17 protein-coding genes are annotated in these 17,734 nt (G+C 46.4%); 9 read left to right on the top strand and 8 right to left on the bottom strand.

Annotated elements, in window-relative coordinates:
- Window positions 1–226: 226 nt before the first annotated feature.
- The 6 genes from A1359_RS17530 to A1359_RS17505 all read left to right on the top strand — a co-directional run bounded on the left by A1359_RS17530 (window position 227) and on the right by A1359_RS17505 (window position 5,197).
- Complete coding sequence (locus A1359_RS17530) at window positions 227–466, top strand: hypothetical protein (RefSeq protein WP_066986236.1); 240 nt, start codon at window positions 227–229, stop codon at window positions 464–466.
- A gap of 152 nt (window positions 467–618) precedes the next feature.
- Window positions 619–798 (top strand): heavy metal translocating P-type ATPase metal-binding domain-containing protein, encoded by a 180-nt coding sequence (locus tag A1359_RS17525; protein ID WP_066986233.1) that lies wholly within the window; start codon window positions 619–621, stop codon window positions 796–798.
- Between the two features lie 74 nt (window positions 799–872).
- Entirely contained in the window at window positions 873–1,109 is a 237-nt protein-coding gene (locus A1359_RS17520; RefSeq protein WP_232322353.1) for a hypothetical protein, read from the top strand.
- 108 nt (window positions 1,110–1,217) lie between these two features.
- Complete coding sequence (locus A1359_RS17515) at window positions 1,218–1,832, top strand: hypothetical protein (protein WP_066986228.1); 615 nt, start codon at window positions 1,218–1,220, stop codon at window positions 1,830–1,832.
- A 65-nt stretch (window positions 1,833–1,897) separates the two neighbouring features.
- A complete protein-coding gene (locus A1359_RS17510) occupies window positions 1,898–4,345 on the top strand; it encodes a heavy metal translocating P-type ATPase (RefSeq protein WP_066986225.1) in 2,448 nt (815 codons plus the stop codon).
- Entirely contained in the window at window positions 4,346–5,197 is an 852-nt protein-coding gene (locus A1359_RS17505; protein ID WP_232322352.1) for a sulfite exporter TauE/SafE family protein, read from the top strand.
- 47 nt (window positions 5,198–5,244) lie between these two features.
- Here A1359_RS17505 and A1359_RS17500 read toward each other — a convergent pair whose 3' ends face one another.
- From A1359_RS17500 to mtnA, 3 genes are read right to left on the bottom strand one after another with little or no spacing between them, the layout of a single operon-like run.
- Entirely contained in the window at window positions 5,245–5,451 is a 207-nt protein-coding gene (locus tag A1359_RS17500; RefSeq protein ID WP_066986219.1) for a DUF1289 domain-containing protein, read from the bottom strand.
- Window positions 5,448–6,200 (bottom strand): sulfate transporter CysZ, encoded by a 753-nt coding sequence (gene cysZ / locus A1359_RS17495; protein WP_066986216.1) that lies wholly within the window; start codon window positions 6,198–6,200, stop codon window positions 5,448–5,450. The genes A1359_RS17500 and cysZ overlap by 4 nt, the downstream gene beginning before the upstream one ends.
- Window positions 6,194–7,231, bottom strand: coding sequence for an S-methyl-5-thioribose-1-phosphate isomerase (mtnA, locus tag A1359_RS17490; protein WP_066986214.1), 1,038 nt, complete (start codon window positions 7,229–7,231; stop codon window positions 6,194–6,196). Before mtnA ends, cysZ begins: the two co-directional genes overlap by 7 nt.
- A gap of 68 nt (window positions 7,232–7,299) precedes the next feature.
- Between mtnA and A1359_RS17485 the strand changes: the two genes are divergently transcribed.
- On the top strand, window positions 7,300–8,613 hold the full coding sequence (locus tag A1359_RS17485) for a TRZ/ATZ family hydrolase (protein WP_066986210.1): 1,314 nt from the start codon (window positions 7,300–7,302) through the stop codon (window positions 8,611–8,613).
- 18 nt (window positions 8,614–8,631) lie between these two features.
- On the opposite strand, the gene A1359_RS17480 is transcribed toward A1359_RS17485, so the two are convergent.
- Window positions 8,632–10,032 carry a DUF6513 domain-containing protein gene (locus A1359_RS17480; RefSeq protein ID WP_066986207.1) on the bottom strand — a complete coding sequence of 467 codons (1,401 nt, stop codon included), beginning with the start codon at window positions 10,030–10,032 and terminating at the stop codon, window positions 8,632–8,634.
- Complete coding sequence (locus A1359_RS17475) at window positions 10,029–10,568, bottom strand: flavoprotein (protein WP_066986204.1); 540 nt, start codon at window positions 10,566–10,568, stop codon at window positions 10,029–10,031. Before A1359_RS17475 ends, A1359_RS17480 begins: the two co-directional genes overlap by 4 nt.
- A 69-nt stretch (window positions 10,569–10,637) precedes the next feature.
- On the opposite strand from A1359_RS17475, the gene A1359_RS17470 reads away from it, so the two are divergent.
- Window positions 10,638–11,228 carry a Uma2 family endonuclease gene (locus A1359_RS17470; RefSeq protein ID WP_066986201.1) on the top strand — a complete coding sequence of 197 codons (591 nt, stop codon included), beginning with the start codon at window positions 10,638–10,640 and terminating at the stop codon, window positions 11,226–11,228.
- Window positions 11,229–11,271: 43 nt separating this feature from the next.
- Window positions 11,272–12,900, top strand: a complete 1,629-nt coding sequence (locus A1359_RS17465) for a MinD/ParA family protein (RefSeq protein WP_066986198.1) — start codon at window positions 11,272–11,274, stop codon at window positions 12,898–12,900.
- A 15-nt stretch (window positions 12,901–12,915) separates the two neighbouring features.
- On the opposite strand, the gene A1359_RS17460 is transcribed toward A1359_RS17465, so the two are convergent.
- The 3 genes from A1359_RS17460 to A1359_RS17450 all read right to left on the bottom strand — a co-directional run bounded on the left by A1359_RS17460 (window position 12,916) and on the right by A1359_RS17450 (window position 17,666).
- Window positions 12,916–13,563: an SPFH domain-containing protein gene (locus A1359_RS17460; protein WP_066986195.1), complete on the bottom strand. Its 648-nt coding sequence runs from the start codon at window positions 13,561–13,563 to the stop codon at window positions 12,916–12,918.
- 92 nt (window positions 13,564–13,655) lie between these two features.
- On the bottom strand, window positions 13,656–17,210 hold the full coding sequence (recC, locus tag A1359_RS17455; protein WP_066986192.1) for an exodeoxyribonuclease V subunit gamma: 3,555 nt from the start codon (window positions 17,208–17,210) through the stop codon (window positions 13,656–13,658).
- Window positions 17,211–17,291: 81 nt separating this feature from the next.
- A complete protein-coding gene (locus tag A1359_RS17450) occupies window positions 17,292–17,666 on the bottom strand; it encodes a hypothetical protein (RefSeq protein WP_066986189.1) in 375 nt (124 codons plus the stop codon).
- Window positions 17,667–17,734: the final 68 nt, after the last annotated feature.

Raw genomic sequence — 17,734 nt, 5'->3', positions numbered from 1 at the left:
CAAAATCTTAATGTTGGCAGTTTTGAATCTTAAATAGCGTTCAAAGGAGTGTGCTAATAATTAATCTATGTTAAATGGCTCGTAATATTTAGGTCAAATACACTGTTTTTGTGGTGTATTAATGGGGTGGTGGTTATTTTATGTTAAATAACAATCACATAGAATTTGGCATCAATTATGCCTCACTAATTGAGTGTTTCACTTTCTCAATGTGAGGTAAAAAAAGATGGCTCAAGAATTAATAGCTACTAATTACGCTGCAACAGCTGAGCAAATCAATACAGGCGCACTAATGCTAGGTGCAGGTTTGGCATTGACTTCGATGATTTTGGTGCCGGCATTAGCCATGCGCTTGGGTTTGAATGCCAGCTTGACGGGTGCATTACGTATTGCGTTGATGAAAGCTTCCAGTCGAGCTGCTGCTAAACCCGCTTTGGTAAATAATCAACAAAAATTGTTGCGGTGACAGTCACTTCAAAGATTTTCTACTATGGATTGGACTGTTTTCTTTAGATAAGCTCAGCTTTGTTGTAGTTGTTTGTTGTTTTCATATTTTAGACCGTTATAATGTGGTGTCGGAAAATTGAATTTAATTGATGAGTTTGGTCTGTATTGGCAATGAGTGATAATAAAAAACAATGTGATCTTTGTGGCTTGGCTGTCGAAGTTGATGGTTTTGAACTTAAAACCCTTGAAGGCGATAAAAAATTTTGTTGTGAAGGCTGCAAAGGTATTTATCAAATGTTGCATGAAGAGCAAGCCCTATCAGAAACAGGCGATAGCGAAAGTAACGACTGAAACCACTTTCAAGGATATTTTAAACAATGGCACACGAGCACAATTCCAAAAGTATGTCTATGGGGAAACAAGTCATGGCAGGCACATTAGCAACTGCAACAGTGAATACAGGAAGTAAACTTATGAGTAAAGCGGCAAAGCATCCGGTAGCGGTTTTCGGCCTGGGTATGCTTGCTGGTTACTTTGTTTACAAATACAGAAAAGACATTATTGCTAGCGCCAGCAAAACTATAGATGCGGGTAAAGACTTTGTCCTGCACCAAAAGGAAAACCTGGAAGACATCGTTGCTGAAGCAAAAGAAGACAAGTAATTCAGCGCCTGATTGATGCATTGATTGATTGACTGCTAGCAGTTTAAATTTTAAACGGGCGCACCTGCTTGTCGGGTTCGCCCGTTTTGTTTATGTATTGTAATTATTATGGCTATTCAAAAAGAATTTGTAGTGCGGTATCGGGGCGATGGGCATGTTCGCTTTAAGATTCCGTCACGCGCAACCCCAGTGCAAGTTGCCCGCTTAATTAGCGATAATATTGCTGAAATTGATGGTGTTATTTCTGTCAATTTGTTTCGCCGTTCACGAAAGCTGGTCATTCGCTATCATGAAAGTGATTGTAGTTTCATTAGTCTGGCTAAAAAAATGCATGCTGTTTTGGCTACATTGGAGCAACAAGGCTGGTTTGCGCCACAGTCAGTGGTAGAAATTAGCAAAAAACCATCGTTTGGCCTCAAACACAAACTTAAAACCAGCAAAATTAATCGTTGGCTAGATAACAAAATCACCAGTGCTAAAGAAACAGCACAAGCCGCTAAAATCCTCGGAAAATTAAGTAGCAAAGGCCCTAAAGCCTTAATCAATAATCCTGAAAAAGCCATTATTGATTTTTTAAACGATATCTTGGTGCTTTATCTGATTAAAACTCATTGGACGCGTATCACTCAGCAATGGCTGGTAAAGCCTTTTGTACATCGTTATGAATGGTTGGCAATGTTTTATCTGTTCTTTTTGTTAGTACGTTCACGTAAACCCAAATAGTTTTTCCAGGCTGACAGGCTTATTCATTTGCTGCCAGCTTGGCCAATCGCTATTCAGAGGACTCTATGACATCCGATAATCCCGAATACAAACACTTTCATCTTCAGCATGAGTTAAAAAATCGTATCCGTATCATAACCGGGATATTAAAAAACGATCCTGAACGCGGCTATATCTTCGAAATTCTGCTAAAAAAACGCCCTGAAATTACGCTAGTACGTTCGGTATTTGACATCGGTTCGGTAACCATAGAATTTGATTCCAGTCGTTTACCTAAAAAGAATTTGTTAATTTTGCTGGATGCAGTTTTGGGTAATATTGCCCAAAAAAAGCCCGTTGTTAAAAATCATAAGAAAAAACAATTCGAAGGACCGGTGCAGGATATCGACTTGGCTGTCGAGGGTATGAGTTGTGCTTCCTGTGCTTTGCTAATTGAGATGGTATTGAATCGCGATGAGCGCATTAAAACAGCAAGTGTCAATTTTGCTACTCAGACCGTTAGTGTGCAGGGTCAGTTAAGCAAAATCGATGTAGTCGAGCAGATTGAAAAATTGGGTTACAACGCGCTAATGGTCGACACCTTATCGCAAAGAAAGAGACTGATAGAAAAGGAGCATCATCGAATTGACGCAGCCCGGCGACGATTTGTATGGGCAGGGCTTTTGACCATACCCGTGGTTGGCGTAGCGATGGCCATGAGAACATCGCGCTGGATACACTGGCTACAATTTATTTTGACGACGCCAGTGGTGTTTGGCACCGGCAGCCAATTTTTCTCTAAAGCCTATCGTCTGGCAAAACAGCGCGCCGCCAATATGGACACCCTTATTGCCTTAGGCGTCGGATCAGCCTATGGCTACAGTGTGCCGGCATTATTTCGCAAGCGCGGACATATTTATTTTGAGGCGGCAGCAGCCATCATTACTTTTGTTTTGTTAGGGCGTTACCTGGAAGAACGCGCTAAAGGCAAAGCCGGCGAAGCTATCCGTAAATTGGTGGATTTACAACCACAAACGGCTATCTTGCTGAAAGATGGTCAAGAGCATGTGGTGGATGTCGATGAGGTGATTGTTGGCGATATCGTGTTGGTTCGCCCAGGCGAACGCATCCCTACCGATGGCCGGGTGGTGTTTGGTTTATCTACCGTGGATGAAGCCATGGTCACCGGTGAAAGCATGCCGGTGGTGAAAAACGTCGGCCATAGTGTGATTGGTGGCTGCGTCAACGGTAACGGTGTACTGCATGTAGAAACCACTGCCGTGGGTATGGATACGGTCTTGGCCGGTATCGTGCATATGGTCGATCAAGCTCAGGCTGCCAAATTACCGATTCAAAAACAGGTTGATAAAATTTCGGCGGTATTTGTGCCTTCGGTGATGGCGGTTTCCGGGTTGACGCTATTTGGCTGGATGTTGGCGGGGGCGCCATTTGCTTTTGCTTTTGGTAATGCCATTACCGTGTTGCTGATAGCCTGTCCTTGTGCGCTGGGTTTGGCAACGCCGGCTGCCATTATGGTTGGGACCGGCCAAGCTGCCAAAAAAGGCGTCTACATTCGCAATGGTGAGAGTTTGGAAGTAGCCAGTAAACTCAACGCCATCGTGTTCGATAAAACCGGCACCATCACCGAAGGCAAACCCAAAGTCAGCGAAGTTTTTAATCAATCCGGATTTGATCACGCAATATTACTCAGTTTGGCAGCCTCTGCGGAGTATGGTTCTGAGCACTTCCTGGGCAAAGCCATCGTCGAGTTTGCTAGAGAGCAGAAAATTCAATTTCAAGATTGCAGTTATTTTTACAGTGAAACCGGCTTAGGTATTCGTGCCGAAGTGGATACTTACAAAATATTACTGGGTAACCGCAATTGGCTGGAAAGTCAGCAGATCGACATTACTACGCTGGACCAACAGGCTGATGTATTTGCCAGCCAGGGGAAAACACCGGTTTTCATGGCCATTAATGGTGAGGCGGCGGCAATTTTTGCTATTGCCGACAATCCTCGCCTGGAAGCCGCTGCAGCGATTAGTCGTTTACACCTGATGGGTATTAAAACCTGGATGGTAACCGGGGATACGGAAAAGACTGCTTACTACATTGCCGATCGGGTGGGTATTGCTGATGTGGTGGCGAATGCCAAACCCGATGAAAAGTTACAGATTATTCAGCAATTACAAGCCGAAGGTTATCAAGTCGGCATGATTGGCGATGGCATTAATGATGCACCAGCACTAGCGGCAGCCAATGTTGGTTTTGCTATTGGTAGTGGTACCGATGTGGCGATAGAGTCGGCCGATTTAACCCTGGTACAGGGCGATATTTCTAAAGTGACAGAAACCATAGAACTTAGCGCTTTCACCATACGCGTCATCAAACAAAATTTATTTTGGGCTTTTGGCTACAATACCATTGCTATTCCTGTAGCAGCCCTGGGTAAACTTAATCCCATGATTGCTTCGGCAGCGATGGCCTTGAGTTCAGTATCTGTGATCGTCAATTCATTAAGGTTGAACAAATAAATGGAACACTCGATGGAAGGCATGGATCATTCTGCGCATGCCATGCATGGCATGGCGGAAATTGCTTCCGCAACAGGCTTTGATTATTCTCTGGCGTTTGTGGCGGGTTTTTTAGGTAGTGGTCATTGCCTGGGCATGTGCGGAGCTCTGGTGTCCGGTTATTTCATGAAAGCAGGCAATAACCGCAGTTATTTACCCTATTTTGCTTATCAATTCACCCGCATTAGTGTGTATACCGTGGTTGGGGTATTGGCTGCGGCCTTGGGTGTGGTGCTGGTTTCCAGCGGCATATTCGGTAAACTTCAAAGCATCCTGCAAATGCTGATCGGCTGCGTGGTGATTATTTTAGCCTTGGGTATTTTGGGCTGGATACCTTTTCAAGGCACGGTGCGATTAATACCGATGCAAGTCTTGAGAAAAGGCTATGCCACGGCTAGTCAGAAAGGCCCCGTTTTGGGGGCTATGATAGCGGGGTTTTTAAATGGTCTAATGCCTTGCCCACTGACTTTTGCCATGGCGGTTAAAGCCACCAGTGCCACCAGCTTAATAGAGGGTGGTGCTTTGATGCTGGCCTTTGGGGCGGGTACTTTGCCTATGATGTTATTTATCAGCGTAGCCTTTGGCAAAATGAGCGCAAAATTGCGCGGTTTTATGTTGAAATCGGCGGCTTTCATCATGATGTTCATGGGGTTGAATACCATTCATAAGGGCTTGAGCTTTTATTTGGATGAAGATTTCAGGCACAGTACCTTTTTAAGCTTAGTCAAGAGCAAGCTCGATGCTTTCGACGTCTTTATCGGTGAAATCATGGATTACATCGCGGGGATGATAAACGTCATTCAATCCATGTAAGAACCGGGTTCCCACTTTCAAACAGGGGAACCCGCATAATGCAAACCCTAAGCTGGTTTCTGCAGTTTTTTCAAAATACTTTTACTGATAGCGGCGACAAACTCTTCTGGATTGTCATATTCGTGCAGTTTAATATGCGCCACTGCCGATTGCACGATTTGTTTGGTGCTGGCGATTTCACTATGTAAGCGGCCGCAGCCTGTGCAATGAGTGCCTTCTTTGGAACATTGGTCGTTGCAGGGGGAAAATTTCATACTAATTTCTCTGTGGAAGTTTCGGCAACAAGGGTTTCTGACAGACGATGCACGTAGATAGTGGCTCCAATTACGGCAGCCTGACCGATAAACAAATTCACCAGAGGCAAAGCCAGGCAGACACTGGTAACACCGCCAAAACTAAGCGCACCCAAGCGGGTTTTTTGCAGAAATTGTTTTTGTGCTGGAAACGTCAGACCGCGGCTTTCTAAGGGATAAGCCATAAATTCCATTGCAATACCCCAGGCGGCAAATATCGCCCATAGTATCGGGGCAACTAAATTGACTACCGGTATCAAAAATAACAGCAGTAACGGCAGGATCCGCAGTAACAAATAACTTAATCGTTTCAGCTCGCCGACAAATACTTTAAGCCAGGATTGTTCCTCTATCGGCATATCCTGATCGGTAATGATTTGCAAAACTTTTGCCGACAGCACACTATAATAAGGCGCGGCTATCAAGTTGGCGAACAAAGTAAAGGTAAAAAAACCGATAATCAGAAAGCTGATAAAAAACAGCGGCCATAAAATCCAGTTTAACCATGACAGCCAATCGGGAATAAAGTCATGAATCAATGCCAACACTGAGTGATACCCGAGTACAAACGCCCCGCTATACAACACAACATTGATAATTAGTGGAATCAGCAGATATTTGCGTAACTGCGGATGACTCAGCATTTTGACGCCTTGCAACAAACAACTCAGCGCAAACAACGGATTATTGCCATTCTTTAAATTTAACATGCCTCTAAGCTCCTGACCCCATGTTTGCCAGGGTCGATAACAATGCCGCGCTCGGTGACAATAGCGCTAATCAATTCTGCTGGCGTCACATCAAATACCGGATTCCAGGCGCTCACCAAAGAGCCGTCGGTAAGATAACAGTCAGCCAATAATTCTTTGGGATTCCGTTCTTCAATTTCAATCTCATCGCCAGTTTCAAGACTAAAGTCAAAAGTAGAGGAGGGCGCAGCCACCATGACTTTGACACCATGCTGTTTGGCCAGTACCGCCAAAGAATAAGTGCCGATTTTATTGGCCACATCGCCATTGGCCGTGATACGGTCGGCACCCACTACAATCCAGTCGATTTTACCGGATTTCATCAACCAGGCGGCTGCGGAGTCAGCGATCAAGGTTGCCGGGATACCATCTTGTGCCAACTCCCACACAGTTAATCTAGCCCCTTGCAGCCAAGGTCTGGTTTCATCGGCATAAACATGTTGTAAATGGCCGCGTTTATGCGCGCTACGAATCACGCCAAGTGCAGTCCCATAACCGCCGGTAGCTAAAGCGCCTGCATTACAGTGGGTTAACACCGCCTTGGCATTCCCCAAAATATCAGCACCCCGTTCGCCCATGGCGTGATTGGCAGCTATATCATCAGCATGAATCTTTTGCGCCAGTTGGGTTAATGCTGCAATTGGATTGGCACTGGGCGTCACTAGTTGTTGCTGCATTTTATTCAGCGCCCAAAATAGATTCACCGCGGTCGGTCTGGAAGCGGCTAACTGCTTAATATCTTGTTCAACGGCTGCTTGCCAATCGGCATTGGGATAATGTTGCATGGCTGACAACACAACCCCATATGCAGCGGCTATGCCTATGGCAGGCGCACCGCGAACTCGCATGGATGCAATAGCATCGGTAACCCCGGCTGCATCCTGATAGTCATCGTAAGCAATACTGTCTGGCAGCAGGCGCTGGTCCAGAACTTTCAGGCTGTGCCCGCTCCACTGCAGGGCTTGTACGTTTAATTGGCTCAAGTTACTCATGGTAAAAAACGCTGTTAAGGATTGATAAGGATAGATAGGTATAATCGGATTTTTAATTGGAGATGTACATGCAAGTCGATCATCTTATTCAAGCACGCTGGATTATACCCGTTGAACCGGCATCGGTAATCTATGAAAACTATAGTCTGGTGATCGACGATGGCAAAATCATCGATTTGCTGGATAACGCAGAAGCACTGCAAAAATATCAACCGCAAACCTTAGAAAGACTAGAGCAGCATGTTTTGATTCCCGGCTTGATCAATTGTCATACCCATGCAGCCATGTCATTGTTATCCGGTATTGCCGATGATTTACCGTTAATGGACTGGCTGCAAAACCACATTTGGCCGGCAGAACAAAAATGGGTTAGCGAAGCTTTCGTGCGCGACGGTACCGACTTGGCGATTGCAGAAATGATACGCGGCGGTACCACCTGCTTGAATGATATGTATTTCTTCCCGGAAGTTGCTGCACAACAGGCCATAGCACATGGCATACGTGCCAATATCGGCCTGATTGTGTTTGATTTTCCTACTGTATGGGCGGAAAACGCCGATGTTTATTTGACCAAAGGCTTGGCGCTGCACGAACGCTTACGGCATGAAAGCTTGATTACCACCTCGTTTGCACCACATGCACCCTATACCGTTTCCGACGAACCTTTAGCCAAGATGCTGACATTTGCTAACGAGCTGGATTTATCCATACACATGCATTTGCACGAAACTCAACATGAAGTCGATGAACAAAAGCAAAAAACTGCCCAAACGCCTTTGCAGCGTATGCACGATTTGGGTTTGTTGAGCCCAGCATTTATGGGCGTACATATGACGCAATTATCCAAGCAGGAGATTGAGTTTTACGCTGGAACAGGTGCTCATATCATCCACTGCCCAGAATCCAACTTAAAGCTAGCCAGTGGATTTTGTCCGGTAGCCGCCTGTCTGGATGCGGGTATTAATGTCGCATTGGGTACCGATGGTGCCGCCAGTAACAACGATCAGGATATGTTAGCTGAAATGCGGGTTGCCGCACTGTTGGCCAAGGGTGTTTCTGGTCGAGCGAATGCCGTGCCGGCCATGCAAGCTTTGCAAATGGCGACTATTAACGGTGCTAAAGCGCTAGGATTAGATCATAAGATTGGCTCGTTAACGATAGGTAAAGCAGCCGATGTGGTGGCGATTGATTTAAGTGAAGTAGAAACTCAACCGGTGTTCAATCCGCTGACACAAATTGTCTATGCCGCCAGCCGCAATCAAGTCAGCGATGTCTGGGTGGCCGGTAAACGCTTATTAAACAAACGCCAGCTAACAACTTTGGATTTAAATGATTTGCGGGAGCGCGCAGCAGTTTGGCAACAGCGCTTGGCTTCGAGTTAGCCCACGTTAATCACAAAACTATTCGTCGTGATGCTTTTTAAGGGTAGTGCCAGCCGGTTTAAAAGTATGTAAATCGGCTTCAGTCTCCGCGCCCTGTGCCGCGCAACCCCAGTTTAATTGCTGATCCTGGGTAAAACGCTTGCCCAGTTGCCAGGCAATTTGAGCGCGCGCCAGTTCTACACCCAAATAAAACGCATGGCCGCCGTCGGTTTCCACACCCAGCTTCGGATATAAATCAAACGGGTCTTGCGCGGTATGAAAACCGTCGCGATTGAATACATGCAAACCCTGGCTACTGGTTTGTATCCGATAGCTGGGGTCGCGAATCTCGGCGGCGATGGCTTCGATTTCATCGCGACGATAGGGAAACGGCGCGTTATCGTGTACCGTCATTAAATCGGGCGCGATGTGCTTGGGCAGGCTGTCGTGCTGTTTGGCGGCATACATGATGCGACGGGCGCGGTCGGCTTCCTTGATGGCACGGCAGGCATGTTTGCTGACTTCGGTCGCCAGAATATGATTGATATTCAGCTCGGAACATATCCCCAGCAATAGCGCATTCATACCCGAGGTATCGGCGTGAGTCAGTTCGGTAATGTTACCGACACCTAACATCATTTCCACCTCAGGATAACGCTGGCGGAACTGATAATTGCGCACAATGGATTCAGTAAAACCGAAATGTATCGGATCCAGAATCGGGTCGACAATAAAAGCCCGGTTTTTTCGTTGCAAGGTTGCAATCACCGTATCCAGGCAGCTTAAATCGCCATGTACCTGCGGAATGATGATCGGCGTGGTCTCAACTTCGTCAACTATCCATAAACTACTATTAGTCAGACTGAGCATGTAATCGGCACCGGCTTTGCCTCCGGCCAGCAAGTCGCTATCTTCCAACGAATCGATACTGACCGTGAAGCCTTCCTGTTTCAGGCTGCTGATACAATCTTGCAAATGCGGAAACAGCGTACCGGGCAGACAGCCAATATCAATCACATCAGCACCTTGGGCTTTATAGTAATACGCACGCTGTATCACTTCATCGACGCTGATATTCGGTGCATCGACGATTTCGGCGAAGATTTTGGTTTGGTATTGACTGAGGTCGTATTGATGGGCGTTTTTACCAAAATACTGCGGCAGATCTTTGACTTCTTCCGGACCGCGCTCCACAGGCACGCCCAGTTGTTGTGACAAGGCTTGGATATCGCCGCGACAGCGGCCGGGGATGACGACGCGGGTAGCATCTTCCGTGTCTTTCAAACGTCGACCTATCATTTCGGTGGTCATCAAAGCCGCGACTTTGACCCCCATTTCCTTGACCTTGTAATAAAAATCCGGCTGCATGGCGGCCAGAATCTGCCGGAGTTGTTTTTCGGCCAATTTGCCGGTCAAAAACAGTATGCGCTCTTCACTCATGATAATGATGCCAGACGGCGTATCACCGCAGTTTTCAAATCGTCAACGCTTTCTACGACTTGGGTATAGGGAAAGCTACGCATTTTATCGGTGGCTTCCAGATCGATAGGTCGCGGGTAAACCATGACTTTTTTATTGCCGGGCGCGGTGGTTTCCATTTCCGGGGCGATATCGCAGGGGTAGACAATACTTTCTATGCGACATTTACCGGCTTGGGAATACAGATTAGTGGCCAGGGAATCGGCAATACCCAGTACACATTTGGCGACGGTATTGGATGTGGTCGGCGCCATCACAAAGGTGTGGTAATAACCTTTGTAAAACAAGCCTACCGGCGGTGCCGAAGCGGCTTTGTCGCGATAGACCGGCATTTTGGCTTTGATGTCGTTAATATTGACGCCATACATTTTCAACACCTCTTCGCCAGCCTGGCTTAGATAACAATCGATGTTATCCAGACTGAACATGAATTCAAGACATTCTTCGATATAATGTCCCGAGCCTGTGATGGCCCAGGCTAGACGCGGTGGTTTCATGATTTTAAACGTTGAGCAAAAGATTTGGCATTATAACCGAGCCGGCTCGACAATCGGTGGAGAGGAACGATGGCACTACAGCCCAGGCAGCATTGGCTAAGTCCGGAAGATTATTTGGACGCCGAACTCGTCAGCGACATAAAGCACGAATACATTGATGGTGACGTGTATGCCATGACTGGCGCCAGCGTTAACCATAATCGCTTGGTAAGCAGCGTATTAGCAAGTCTACATACGCATTTAGCAAATACACCCTGTGATGTATTTGCCGCTGATATGAAAGTTAAAGCCCAACACAACTTTTTTTATCCCGATGTGATTGTCGATTGCGAACCTAAAAATGCAGACAGCTATTTCACCGAATCGCCGTTGATCATTGTCGAAGTATTGTCAAAATCCACCCGAAAGATCGACCAAACCTTGAAACGCTTGTCATATCAGGCTTTAGCCAGCTTGCAGGAATATGTGTTGATCGAACAAGATTTTGTCGATATAGAAGTCTGCCGACGCAGTAAACATTGGCAATCGGAGCATTACTATTTAGGCGATCAAGTCTATTTGGCTGCGGTGGATTTATATATACCCGTCGAAACGCTTTACGCCCGTGTAGTCAACGATGACATGCAGGCATTTTTGCAAGCCGCCGCCGAGCAAAATTAATCCCTTTAACATTTTAATTCCTCGCTAAATATTCAGCTTGAAAATGGAAAATCAAAATTTTACCCAACAGCCAATAGTTACCAAAGCACGAAGCTCGCATGTCGTGGTGTTTACCAGTGGTAAAGGAGGCGTCGGCAAGACCTGTATTACCACGAATGTAGCTACGGCTATGGCGCATAGGGGGGCAAGAGTCTGTATTTTTGATGCTGATACCGGACTGGCTAATATCAATATATTGTTGAAATTACAGCCTGAATTCAGCTTGGAACACTTATTAAGTGGTGAAAAATCCATACAAGAGATTCTCATCAAAACCTCGCAAGGGGTGGCCGTAGTGCCCGGTGCGAGTGGGGTTGCAGATATTGCTAATCTAAATAGCGACCAGATTAATAGACTTTGCAGCGCCTTGACTGAGCTTGAAGCTGACTATGATTATTTTTTGATAGACACTGCCGCTGGCGTGGCCGATAGCGTACTGCAATTCATTGAGTCAGCACCTTATGCCTTTATATTGATCACGCCTGAGCCAACGTCGTTGACGGATGCTTTTTCGCTTTTAAAGCTATTGAATGCGCGTAAATATCCCGGTCGTTTGCGTGTGATAGTAAACATGGCGGAAGATTATGCCAATGCGACCGACACATTTCGCCGCTTTGCCGCTGCAGCAGAGAAATATTTGGATATTCAGGTCGAGTATGGTGGCTTTGTCGCCCGCGACGAAAGCGTGCCAGCCTCGGTTTTAAAACAGATACCGGTTGTTGATTTAATTGCTAATGCGCCTGCCAGTCGCTGCTTGTTTGCCTTGGCAGATAATCTGCTGAAACACATAGGCAGTGTTGAAACTAATGCTGGCTTGGCTGATTACTGGAGTACTATTTTGCAGGATCATGCTACAGATAAACAAGATCTTGATAGCCAAAAGTGCATGGAAACAAAACCAGTGCAAATAGATCAGAACCCATCGGTCGCCAGTACGCTGCATTTTGACGATATAGCCAATCAATTATTGTCTGCAGTTAAAAATCAATCACCCGACAGAGCAAGCTCTGAAGCGTTTTTGACTGATTATATTGAAACTTTTCTGACGCAGTTTGGCGACTTTCCGTTGAGTTTTCGTCAATTGTTATTTCGCTGGCTGGAATCTTCAAACTATGCAGCTCATCAGTTACAGGAACTGGCTGGCACACTGGAAATGCTCTACATGGCAAAGCACCAAAAGCCCTTACATAGCCTTGAAAATAGTCTGGCGCGTCTGATTGCACAATGCCAGGGTTCAGAAACGCAAATGCAGGAATTGTTGACACAGTTACGGGGTGCTTATCGGCAGTCGTTTCAAGTCGATGCGTTTGATGCCCGTCAGGAAGTATTAAACAGTATTCGGAAAGACAGTTTTAGCGAAGAAGATTTTCAGCACTTGTTAAATGCTTTGAACCAGGCTTTTCAAGATCGATTTAAACGGCCCTATCAGGGGCAAAGTGATTTGTTATTGGAGACAACCGCAGAAACTTTGACTGAGATAGGATTTGATGAAAAAAAACTGCAGGCACAAATCGAAGATATAAACCATGGTTTCCAGCAGTTAAATCAACGTCGACAGGCATTGTTAATGGCCATCACACAGGGTCAGTGTAGTACTGTGAATTTTAAATCCAGTTCAACAATCCAGGAATAAAATCCTTAAACTTCATCAGTTTCCTCTAGTTGAATTTTGCCTTTCATTCAGCGACTTAAGTTGATCGCAAAGCAAAGCGGCACGTGCAGACAGATAAAGGATGTTGGTGATTTGTACATCATGAACATCCAAGCCAAAAACCCGTTGCAAAGTGGCGCTTAACGCTATCTCCAGCTCCTTAACAATTTCCGCTCGATTTTCGGTTAATGTTTCTGCCGGATGGTGGGAAAAAACCAACATCACGCTTTCGCAAATCACCGGGCGTAAGCTCTGATCGATATCAAAATTACCGCTACGCCCTACCATATACAAAAGTTTCAGTACTGACGATTCCGGCACCGTGAAAGAAATGCCGACCGATACATTTATCCATTGTTGGTCCACAGTAAATATCGGCAAGTCATTGACTTGAAAAGCCGTTAAAGAGACTTGCAGATTATCGTTGATGTCTAGCAAGGGTAGTTTGAAATAAAAGCCCTCAGCCAATGGCGATGGCGTTATCACTCGCCCCAATCGGCGCACGCCTGCCATTTCCGAAGGTTGCACGATAAACCAGGGTGGTGAAATAATCAGTAAAACTGTCGCAATCAATAAAAGTAAATGCCAGAGTTTGATATTACGAGGCCAACGGGATGTGTGTTGAGTAAAAGGGCTGGTCGACATGATTACTTTTAAATGTGTGCTTAAAATTGGCTAGTTAAAAAACTCCCGAAAATAGCCCAAGGGCTGCAGCTCGGTACTGCAATTAAAAATGCCTATATTTTGGGTTTGAGATTGAGATATATCGGGCGGTAAAGTTTATCCACCCAGCTTACAAAATCAGTTTGTCCTGTTTGATACAGACTGGCAAAGCTAGGGAAAAACCTTGCCAAATAGGCGTCATAATCAACTTCACCGTTATTCCAGTCATCGCCCTCGTATTGCACTTGAGCGGCTTCCAGCGCCTTTTCTTCTTTAGCATTTAGCCAGGCAAACGCCGAGCGGCAGGCTAGAGGTAGCGGGGCTTGTAATCCCAGATACCAGGCTTCAACCAAACTTTGCAGATGGATAAGCGCTTCAGCCTGGGGCAGCGGTTCGATTTCTACTATGCCATCGGCCCCGACAATATAACTACTTATCAGCAAGCCATCGGCACAGGCTGCAAGATGTTCCAGCCAGGGTAATAGCAGTTTGTAATGTTGAATGGCGTCTTTTTTAAACAGGGTTTGGGCGCTGAGGGTGATTAGGCCAGCTGGTTTGATTCCACTTGGCCCAGATTCGTCGGCATTGGTTGTTACTAGCCCTTCGACAAGCTGAGGACAAACGGTATCCAGTAAACCGGCAGCATCCTTATCATTGGCCAGACGCAAATGGCTTAGCCCGGCACTGAGTTGCACACTGATGTCTTCTGCGACCTTGAAAACCAATGCTATGGGTCGTGCTGCCGATTCGACAGGCCATTGCGTCAGCAGCGTTTCATAATTGCGCCAGGCGCGTGTAGCTGGCTTAGCAATGCCGGCAAAGACAGTTTGGGCAAAGCTGGCTAAAGGCAATTTGCCCTGACCACTGAGTGCGGCCATCTGCTGCTGTAAAAACGTCTCGACATCGACAGGCAGTTGGTTTCGTAAACCATCTAATAGTTCGTGACTATGGATATGGGCTTGCAGAGGATCGAAGTCGAAGGGTTCGTTGTCTTCACTGGTGACATCGACATTGTCAAAACTGAATTTGAGCGTATGTTGGCAATAGGCTTTGACGGGGGCTTTCAGAAAACGGGCCAGTGTCTGCAAATTAAGGCTGTAGGTTTTTTCTTCTGTTTGTGGGGTCAATTCAGCCGATGGATACTCGACTGACGTTGTTTCAAACCATTCCCGTGCGTAGGTAAATAAACGCCGGTCGCGGTTGTTACTGACGTATTCAAGGCTAAAGGGTTGCAGTGGGTGCGCCACTGTTAGCGCGTCCAGTAGTTTTTCATTGCCCGATAAACACCAGCTTTGCTGTAGGAAATCGCGTAATTGAGCGATCAGAACAGAGGGTGGCCGCTCGCTGTTATCACGGATACTACGGCCAACCCAGCTGATATAAAGTTGCTGCCGGGCTGAAAGCAGGGCTTCTAAAAACAGATATTGATCATCTTGTCGCCGTGAGCGGTCACCGGGGCGATATTGGCCGCGTTGATTCATTAAATCGAAACCATGCGCGTACTGAGTACGCGGGTAATCGCCATCGTTCATGCCCAGCAAACAAATCAAACGAAATGGAATTGCCCGCATCGGCATCAGGGTGCAAAAATTTACCCGCCCGCCCAGAAAGCGTTGTTGCAGGCTGGGTTCGTCTACTGCCGCTAGCCAGGCTTCGCGCACCACATTTAACGGCAATAGGTCGTTGTCTCCAAAGCCACCTTGTTCACAGGCTTGCTGCCAGCTTGTCAAACAACGACTAAGTGTTTCCAGGGTTTTTTGGTCGCGGTCATTATCGGCGCTAAAAAAGTCCTCTAATAGCTGGTTAAGTGTTTGTAGCCAGACTTGTGGGTTTTGATCGTGGCTAAGGCTTTCAGCATAGCGTTCCAGCGTATCCAACATATGGCACAAATGACCCAGCCACTGTGCATCCAAACCACCAATTTCTGTATAAGGTTCGATACCGTTAAAAGCCTCGCCGGCACCTACCGCATAACCCAGCAGCATTCGTCTTAAACCGAATTGCCAGGTGTTGGCAGAGAAATTGGCTGGCATACCGACGCTGTGGCTACGTTGCTCGGCATTCAAGCCCCAACGAATGCCGGCTTGTTCCAGCCATTGATGAAGCTTGGGTGTCGCGGTTTCGGCAATATCAAAACGCTGCCTTAATGCAGGTACTTCCAGCAGTCCGAGAAATTCGCTGACGGTGAAGCGTGAGTCCGGTAGATTTAATAGTGTTTCTACCGCCACCAGTAACGGATTTTCACCCCGTTGTTGTTGGTCCGCCAAGCTAAAGGGAATGTAACGCGGATCATCGGCTTGTACTTGTCCAAACACGGCGCGAATATGTGGTGCATATTGATTGATGTCCGGCACCATCACAATCACATCGCGCGGTGATAAAGCCTTGCCAGTTTGTGCGGCGGTATTAAATCGCGCCAGTAATTGGTCATGCAGAATTTCCACTTCCCGCTGTGGACTGTGGGCAATATGAAATGCCAATGTATCGTCAGTTTTGTCGATTAAATTCGGTTGTTCAGGGACGGGTTCAAGGTCCAGAATAGTTTGCTGCAACTTTTGCAATAAACTGCCTTGATCCTCTGTAACGTAATCTTTGAATAAATCGATTTTATGATCCGGCCAGTTCCAGTCTGCATAGGCTTGGGTTTCATCGAATTGATCGAGTAAGCGAATATAATCACGACCTTGCTTGCCCCAAGCAGCCAGTAGCGGGTTGGCGTGCAGATGCAGTTCTTCCGGACTTAAACTGGCAGCCATGCCGGTTTTGTATTGCTGCCGGCGACGCTGAGCTTTTAATAATTCCTTGTCTTCGATAATGTCTGCCCAATAATGCTGACAAGGATTGTGAACAAATAAGACGATTTGGCAAAACTTGCCCAGTTTGGCCAGAACTTCCAAGGATTGTTGCGGCAGCGATGACAAACCAAAGATCACGATGCGGCGCGGGATGCCTGCGGGGCGTTGTTCAAGCTGGTCGATAGTTGCCATAAACTGCGCATGCACCGAAGCTCGACTGGCAAATGGATTTAATTCTTCACCCAGATCTTCGAGAACCTCGCGCCATAATGCGGCTTGCCACAGTTGCTGTGCGGGCAGGGGTTGTATTTCGCCTTGCGCATTGCGTAAGCTGTTTTGGTTTGCAGCCCAGTCACTGATCCAGTCGGAACGATACACTTGATATTGGTCGAACAAATCGGCCAACTGTTCGGCTAGCTGGAAATGCTTGCGACGGTTAGCATCATGCTGCAAAAAATTTGCCAGGGTTTCAAAGCCTGTTTGGCTAATGACCTTGGGCAACAAGCGATACAAGCGCCAAGTCAGCGGCGCTTTTGCTAATGGCTGTTCTTTAGGAATCTGCTGACCTAATACTGCGCGGTAAACACTCCAGATAAACAAGGAGGGCAATTGAGTCTGTATGGCTGCAGCAATGCCTAATGCGCTGTTTAGCGCCAGGCTCTGTTTGAGCCATTGGCCCATACCATTGCTTTGCACCAAAAACACTTCATTTTCCAGTGGCAGTAATGGATGCTGGCGTAACCAGTATTCCACGACATCCCGCAGGGCTTCTAGTTGATTAGAATGAATCACGGCAACGCCGGTATCCAGTGAGGTTTTGGAGCTAGTGGGCATGCATTAAGCCAGCAATATAAGTGAATTAATCCTTGTTGGTGCAGCTGAATTGTCTATCAATCGCACTGAATTATAGGGGGTTTATTTATTCAGGTCTGCCAGCATCGCCTCCAACACTTTTACTTTACGTTCACAGTTTTCGATACTGGCTTTCACCTCCCGTTTAAAAAATATGCCCATGGACTCACCCGAGTTTTCATGTTCGGCATATTCATTTAAGAGATGACAAGCATTGTTCATGGTTTGCTCAGCCTGTTCCAGTGCAGCATTGTTCTTAATCGCTTCGTTATCGCTCATCATGATACGACTGGTTAAAAGGTTCTGCTGCCTAAAGACCGACTCGGCATACTCGGCAAAGTTGTCGTATTCATCAGCCGCGGGTGGAAGGCTGGAACAAGCGGTTGTCTGCAGTAAAATTGCAGCGATCACAAAATATCTATAACCCGGTAAAACCATTATTTATCTCTATATCTAAAGTACAAAACAGCGATTGTTCGTAGATTTGTAACAGCAATTGAACAGTT

The sequence above is a fragment of the Methylomonas lenta genome (assembly GCF_001644015.1).
In the GTDB taxonomy this organism is placed as follows: domain Bacteria; phylum Pseudomonadota; class Gammaproteobacteria; order Methylococcales; family Methylomonadaceae; genus Methylomonas; species Methylomonas lenta.
This window is presented reverse-complemented; position numbering and strand designations above follow the sequence as displayed.

Excerpts from the sequence above, each read along its gene's own strand:
- mtnA (WP_066986214.1), bottom strand. The coding sequence starts at position 7,231 with ATGAGTAACTTGAGCCAATTAAACGTACAAGCCCTGCAGTGGAGCGGG.
- A1359_RS17465 (WP_066986198.1), top strand. The coding sequence starts at position 11,272 with ATGGAAAATCAAAATTTTACCCAACAGCCAATAGTTACCAAAGCACGA.
- A1359_RS17450 (WP_066986189.1), bottom strand. The coding sequence starts at position 17,666 with ATGGTTTTACCGGGTTATAGATATTTTGTGATCGCTGCAATTTTACTG.
- cysZ (WP_066986216.1), bottom strand. The coding sequence starts at position 6,200 with ATGTTAAATTTAAAGAATGGCAATAATCCGTTGTTTGCGCTGAGTTGT.
- A1359_RS17475 (WP_066986204.1), bottom strand. The coding sequence starts at position 10,568 with ATGAAACCACCGCGTCTAGCCTGGGCCATCACAGGCTCGGGACATTAT.
- A1359_RS17530 (WP_066986236.1), top strand. The coding sequence starts at position 227 with ATGGCTCAAGAATTAATAGCTACTAATTACGCTGCAACAGCTGAGCAA.
- A1359_RS17500 (WP_066986219.1), bottom strand. The coding sequence starts at position 5,451 with ATGAAATTTTCCCCCTGCAACGACCAATGTTCCAAAGAAGGCACTCAT.
- recC (WP_066986192.1), bottom strand. The coding sequence starts at position 17,210 with ATGCCCACTAGCTCCAAAACCTCACTGGATACCGGCGTTGCCGTGATT.
- A1359_RS17525 (WP_066986233.1), top strand. The coding sequence starts at position 619 with ATGAGTGATAATAAAAAACAATGTGATCTTTGTGGCTTGGCTGTCGAA.
- A1359_RS17480 (WP_066986207.1), bottom strand. The coding sequence starts at position 10,032 with ATGAGTGAAGAGCGCATACTGTTTTTGACCGGCAAATTGGCCGAAAAA.
- A1359_RS17505 (WP_232322352.1), top strand. The coding sequence starts at position 4,346 with ATGGAACACTCGATGGAAGGCATGGATCATTCTGCGCATGCCATGCAT.
- A1359_RS17470 (WP_066986201.1), top strand. The coding sequence starts at position 10,638 with ATGGCACTACAGCCCAGGCAGCATTGGCTAAGTCCGGAAGATTATTTG.
- A1359_RS17515 (WP_066986228.1), top strand. The coding sequence starts at position 1,218 with ATGGCTATTCAAAAAGAATTTGTAGTGCGGTATCGGGGCGATGGGCAT.
- A1359_RS17520 (WP_232322353.1), top strand. The coding sequence starts at position 873 with ATGGCAGGCACATTAGCAACTGCAACAGTGAATACAGGAAGTAAACTT.
- A1359_RS17510 (WP_066986225.1), top strand. The coding sequence starts at position 1,898 with ATGACATCCGATAATCCCGAATACAAACACTTTCATCTTCAGCATGAG.
- A1359_RS17485 (WP_066986210.1), top strand. The coding sequence starts at position 7,300 with ATGCAAGTCGATCATCTTATTCAAGCACGCTGGATTATACCCGTTGAA.
- A1359_RS17460 (WP_066986195.1), bottom strand. The coding sequence starts at position 13,563 with ATGTCGACCAGCCCTTTTACTCAACACACATCCCGTTGGCCTCGTAAT.